The following is a 5,136-nucleotide window of genomic DNA, read 5'->3' as shown; positions in this document are numbered from 1 at the left end:
GGCCGCAGCGGGCCAGGCGCAACGCGTGCCGCAGCCCGCGCAGATGCAGGCGCGTCCGGAGCAGGCGCAACCGCGCGCCGAGCTCCGTCCGCAAGCGCAGCCGCAGCCGCAACAGGCCCGTGAGGAAAGCCGTCCGCAGCCGCAAGCCCAGCCGCGGCAGGAGTTCCATCCGCAAGCGCAGCAACAACCGCAGCAACAGCCGCAGCAGCAGGCCCGCCAGGAGTTCCACCCGCAGCCGCGTCAGGAGCCGCAAGCGCAGCCGCGCCAGGAATTCCATGCGCAGCCGCGTCAGGAGCCACAGCCGCGCGCGGAAGCGCGTCCGCAACCGCAGCCGCATCAGGAAGCGCCGCGTCCGCAACCGGCTCCGCATCCGCAGGAGCACGCGAGCGGCAATCACGACGATCATCGTCACGGTTGATCGGCGTCGCCCGGCTCGCTACATCGGCAACGAGTCGGCAACGAAAAAGCCCGCGAACGAAAACGTTTCGCGGGCTTTTTTTTTCGGCGTGATCGGCGTGAACGGCCTGCCTCGCAGGCAACCGACGCGATCGCGTTACAGGAACGTCACACGGCCATCGGCGCCGTAAGCGGCGCGTGGTGGCGATAGCCTTCGAGCGAGAAGTCGGCCGGCTCGACCTTCTCCAGCCACTCGGGTTCGTAGACGCCGGTCTTCGCGAACTCGGGCACGCGGTCGGCGATCACCAGACGCGGGCTCTCGTACGGCTCGCGCTCGAGCTGCGCATTGAGCATGTCGAGCTGGTTCTCGTAGATATGCGCATCGCCGATGAAATACGTGAACCAGCGCGGCGTATAGCCCGTCAGACGGCCGACGAGATGCAGCAGCACCGCGCCTTCGGTCAGGTTGAACGGCGTGCCGAGGCCCACATCGTTGCTGCGGATGTACAGGCAGAGCGAGATTTCGCGCTTCTGCGCGTTCGGCAGGAACTGATAAAGCAGGTGACAAGCGGGCAGCGCGATCTCGTCGAGCTTGGCCGGGTTCCAGCCATGAAACAGAATCCGACGATCGCCCGGGTTGTTCACGATCGTATCGAGACACTGGCGCAGCTGGTCGATCGCCTTGTAAAGCAGCACTTTCGAGCGACCGCCCTCTTCGAACGCCGTCACTTCGGTGTAGCCGCGCGCGCGGGCGTCGGCGATCTGGGCGACGGCTTCGGCGTCGAGCACCTTGTAGGCCGGCCATTGGCGCCACTGCACGCCGTAGACGTCGCCGAGATCGTCGGTGCCGCGGCGGTACGGATTGGCGAGCCACTGGGCGTTGTCGTTCGCGTTGGCGTCCCAGACCTTGCAGCCGAGCGCGCGGAAGTCCGCGGCGTTGCGCGAGGCGCGCAGGAAGCCGATCAGCTCGCCCACGGCCGACTTGAACGCGAGCTTTTTCGTGGTCACGGCGGGAAAGCCCTGCTGAAGATCGAACTTCAGCATCGCGCCCGGCATGCTGATCGTGCGGATGCCAGTGCGATTTTCCTGCCAGGTGCCGGTGTCGAGAATCGAGCGGACGAGCTCGAGATACTGTTTCATGCGAATTCCCTGAGCGGACGCGCGGTGCGCCCGTGCGGATTCAAAACAGCGATTTTATAGCATGCGCGGCGGCGGCCTGTTGGGCGCCTGTCGGGCGCCGCCGGGAGCGGTCGAGCGCGCAGTGATACGTGCAGATCGCGCGGGCGCATCGCGAAGGCGGTATCGAAGGGGAAGAAACGGGAGAAAAACGGAGAAAAACGCTGCAAGGAAGGCGGCAAACAGCCTCTGACGCCGAACCGCATCGGCCGCCATGACCGGCCGCGTCAGGCGGCGCGCGGCGATCCGCGCGGCACCCGACGCTCCCCGGCATGAACGAGCCGGCGCGCGCACTACGCGCCCTCCCATCCACGCGAGTCTGCGCCCCCGCGCAAAGCCCGCATGCACCTCTGGCTTCAACATCGACATCCGGGCCCAATCCGGCCCTTCATCACTTCACCACACACACACTGCACAACGCACAACGCTATTGAGTCGAGGCCGTCGAACGGCTCTTGGTGCTGGTCTCCTCGAACGCGCGGCCGTTCAACCGGCCCCGCCCCCCGAAACCAGTCCGCCCGGATGCGGCGCCAGCGGATCGCTTTCCATGTGACGCATGCCGTGCGCGCACAGCAGCCGGTACAACGTCACGCGCGAAATACCGAGTTCCTGGGCTGCATCGCCCAGACGGCCGCGATGGCGCAGCAGCGCCAGTTCGATGGCCTGACGCTCGGCGGCCTCGCGCGCCTGCGCGAGCGACACCGGCACCACTTCCACGTAATCGCCCAGTTCGAGATCGCGCGCCGTGATCGCGCGCCCTTCCGACATCACGATGGCGCGCCGCACGCGGTTGATCAGCTCGCGCACGTTGCCGGGCCAGCTGTAGTTGTGGAGCGCCGCGATGGCGTCCGGCGAAAAACCGCGCAGACGGCGGCTGCCGTCCTTCTTGAAACGTTCGAGCATGTGACGCGCGAGCAACTCGATGTCCTTGCCGCGCGCACGCAGCGGCGGCTCGTCGATCTGCAGCACGCACAGGCGGTGATACAGATCCTGACGGAAACGCCCTTCGACCATCGCCGCGCGCATGTCGACGTGCGTGGCCGAGATGATGCGCACATCGACGGGCTGCGATTGATGGCCGCCGAGGCGCTCGATCTTGCCTTCCTGCAGGAAGCGCAGCAGGCTCGCCTGGCTTTCCATCGGCAGGTCGCCAATTTCGTCGAGAAACAGCGTGCCGCCATTGGCCGCTTCGACGCGGCCGATCTTGCGCTGGCTCGCGCCCGTGAACGCGCCACGCTCATAACCGAACAGCTCGGACTGCAGCAGATGCGGCGGAATCGCGCCGCAATTGATGGGGATGAACGGTGCGTTGCGGCGCGACGAACGCTCGTGGATCGCCACCGCCGTGAGTTCCTTGCCGGTACCGGATTCGCCCGAAATGAACACGGGCGCGTCGGTCATCGCGACTTTGCGGATCGAGCGGAACAGCGCGAGCATCGCCTCGCACGAACCGACCATTTCGCCTTCGGTGCCGCCCGTGGTGTCGTTCGACGCGTTCTCGACCAGCGAGACCATGCCATAGGCGTGACCGACCGAATCGACGATGCGATCGCCACTCCACGGTACCGTTACGTAATCGAAACAGTAATCGCGCACGAGGCGGCGCAGATTGGCGTCCTGCAGTTGGCCGGTGGTGGTCGCGGCGACCCAGCCCACGTGGGGCAGCGTGAGGCAAGGCTCGAATGCGCCGATTTCATGCAGATGGAACTGGCTCGACAGATCCAGCAGGCCGCCCGCAGGCAGACCCGCGCGCAGCGCCCGCCGCGCGTCCCTCGCGTTGCCGACAATCTCCACTTGCCAGCCACGCTCGTGGAACCGCTCGTTCAGCGCCTCGTTCGGATTGCGCGTCACGTAAACCAATTGCCGCGTTGCGGATTCCATTATTCAGATCCTCTTGCCAACACATCGTTGCGGAATGACGGCACGCACCTGATGTACAGACACGCAGCAAAAACCGCGCTCCGCCGGGTGATCAGATGAAGGCGAAAGCCAGGGTTTTTTGCTGACGTTGAATCCCCGAGCTGCGGCGTGTGTGTCAACGTGCCCACGTGTGGGCTTTAGTTATCGGCATTACGCGTTTTTCTGAAGCTTACTATATGCGCTAGGGAGTTGAACAGAATTTATGCGACGTGAATGGATAAGGGTTCGATGGAAATGCTTCCAGGCCGCTTGCAGCCCCTTAGCCTTGATACATAAGAAGAAAATTATTCGCATACATGCCGCAAAAGATGTTCCCAGAACGCCGCCATTACGTAACACGTTACCCGTAACACGTAATTCGGAAAAGCGCCTCGCAAACGTTCTCCGTTGAAACTCGAAGTGGGTTTTGCGGGGTTTAAAGCGTGTGACGTTTCAGCGCTGAAACATTTTCGCGAAAATCCGCAATTCAAAATCCGCAGAAAATAACAGGACCCCCGGCGTATCAATGGATTGCGAGACATGGCACAGCTTTCGCTAAATGACTCGCACCAGGAGATACGCCATGCGACCCAATCAACCGAACGTCCGGCGCAGTGTAATGAGCTACGGTTCCGCCCTCGCGGCCGTGCTGATTCCCGCCGTATTGCTCGTCCCGCTGTTCGCCCTCTCGCCGGCCGCGCGCGCCCAGAGCGCCACCGACGCAGCCGGTGCGGACGCAACCGTCTCGCACGCCGCGCAAGCCGTGAGCGCCGCGAACACGGATGTCGTTCCTGCAACAACCGACAACACTAACACCATCGGCATGAACGACGCGGCCATCGTGCCCGCCACGCTCAAGGCCGATCCGCTGACCGTCGACAACGGCCAGAGCCCGGCGCAAGACCCGAACGCCGGCCAGAACCCGAACGGCAACGCACCGCTTGCCGCCGATCCGGGCCAGGCCGGCGAGCGCAGCAGCAACGACAGCGACAACGGCATCCTCGCGGGCGTCGGCATGCTCGACGACCAGACCCTCTCGCGTCAGCGCGGCGGCGCGGTGGGCATGGTGATGGTCGCCGCCACGCCGCAACTGATGCGCGGCGCCAGCGTGACGCTGTGGGACGAAATCGCCCCGCCCACGCCGATACCGATTCCAGTGGATAGCAGCCAGGCGGCCCAGGGGAATATCGCCAGCTACTTCCGCCGATAAGCGGCACACGATCACACGCAGAACCAGACGCAGTCATCGAGAACATTCCCGCGCCGTTCGCGGCGCGGAACGGGAGCGGCGCGGACAGGAAGTCGCCCCGCGCGGAGACGGAGACCAACATGAACGAACGCCTTACGGCGCCCGTCAAGGGCGCGTGTCGCCCGCGGATCGCCGCAGCGCTGTGCGCAGCCTGCGCCGCGCTGCTCGCGACGGCCGCCGGCGCACAGCAGGTGACCAATCCCGGCGACATCATCGTCGAGCGCAACATCACGCCGCGCAGCGCGTTCGACGCGGTGCCGAAGAGCCAGGACCCGGTCGCGGTACGCGCCACCACGTTCCCGAAGAACAGTTTCGATCCCGCCATCGCCCAGCTCGTCTCGGACGCCGATCTCACCAACGCGCACGGTTCGAGCGGCGTCAACACGGGCGCCGCGCTCGGCGGCGCGGCGGCGGGC

4 protein-coding genes and 1 pseudogene are annotated in these 5,136 nt (G+C 65.2%); 2 read left to right on the top strand and 3 right to left on the bottom strand.

Translation table 11 applies throughout. The annotated features are described in order from the left end of the window. From G3N97_RS36410 to G3N97_RS36400, 3 genes are all read right to left on the bottom strand, one after another. On the bottom strand, positions 1-412 hold a 412-nt coding region (locus G3N97_RS36410; protein ID WP_205997635.1), incomplete at its 3' end, for a hypothetical protein. Between the two features lie 152 nt (positions 413-564). Then, complete coding sequence (locus G3N97_RS36405) at positions 565-1,536, bottom strand: thymidylate synthase (protein ID WP_205997634.1); 972 nt, start codon at positions 1,534-1,536, stop codon at positions 565-567. Positions 1,537-2,058: 522 nt separating this feature from the next. After that, on the bottom strand, positions 2,059-3,453 hold the full coding sequence (locus G3N97_RS36400) for a sigma-54 dependent transcriptional regulator (protein WP_205997633.1): 1,395 nt from the start codon (positions 3,451-3,453) through the stop codon (positions 2,059-2,061). 637 nt (positions 3,454-4,090) lie between these two features. Between G3N97_RS36400 and G3N97_RS39840 the strand changes: the two genes are divergently transcribed. Next, positions 4,091-4,681, top strand: a complete 591-nt coding sequence (locus tag G3N97_RS39840; protein WP_241031056.1) for a hypothetical protein — start codon at positions 4,091-4,093, stop codon at positions 4,679-4,681. 119 nt (positions 4,682-4,800) lie between these two features. After that, positions 4,801-5,136, top strand: a pseudogene (locus G3N97_RS36390) (hypothetical protein); the annotation flags it as partial.

The organism is Paraburkholderia sp. Ac-20347 (assembly GCF_017104805.1).
In the GTDB taxonomy this organism is placed as follows: Bacteria; Pseudomonadota; Gammaproteobacteria; order Burkholderiales; family Burkholderiaceae; genus Paraburkholderia; species Paraburkholderia tropica.
Note: the sequence above shows the minus strand (reverse complement) of the source record. Positions and strands in the feature narration are given on the sequence as shown.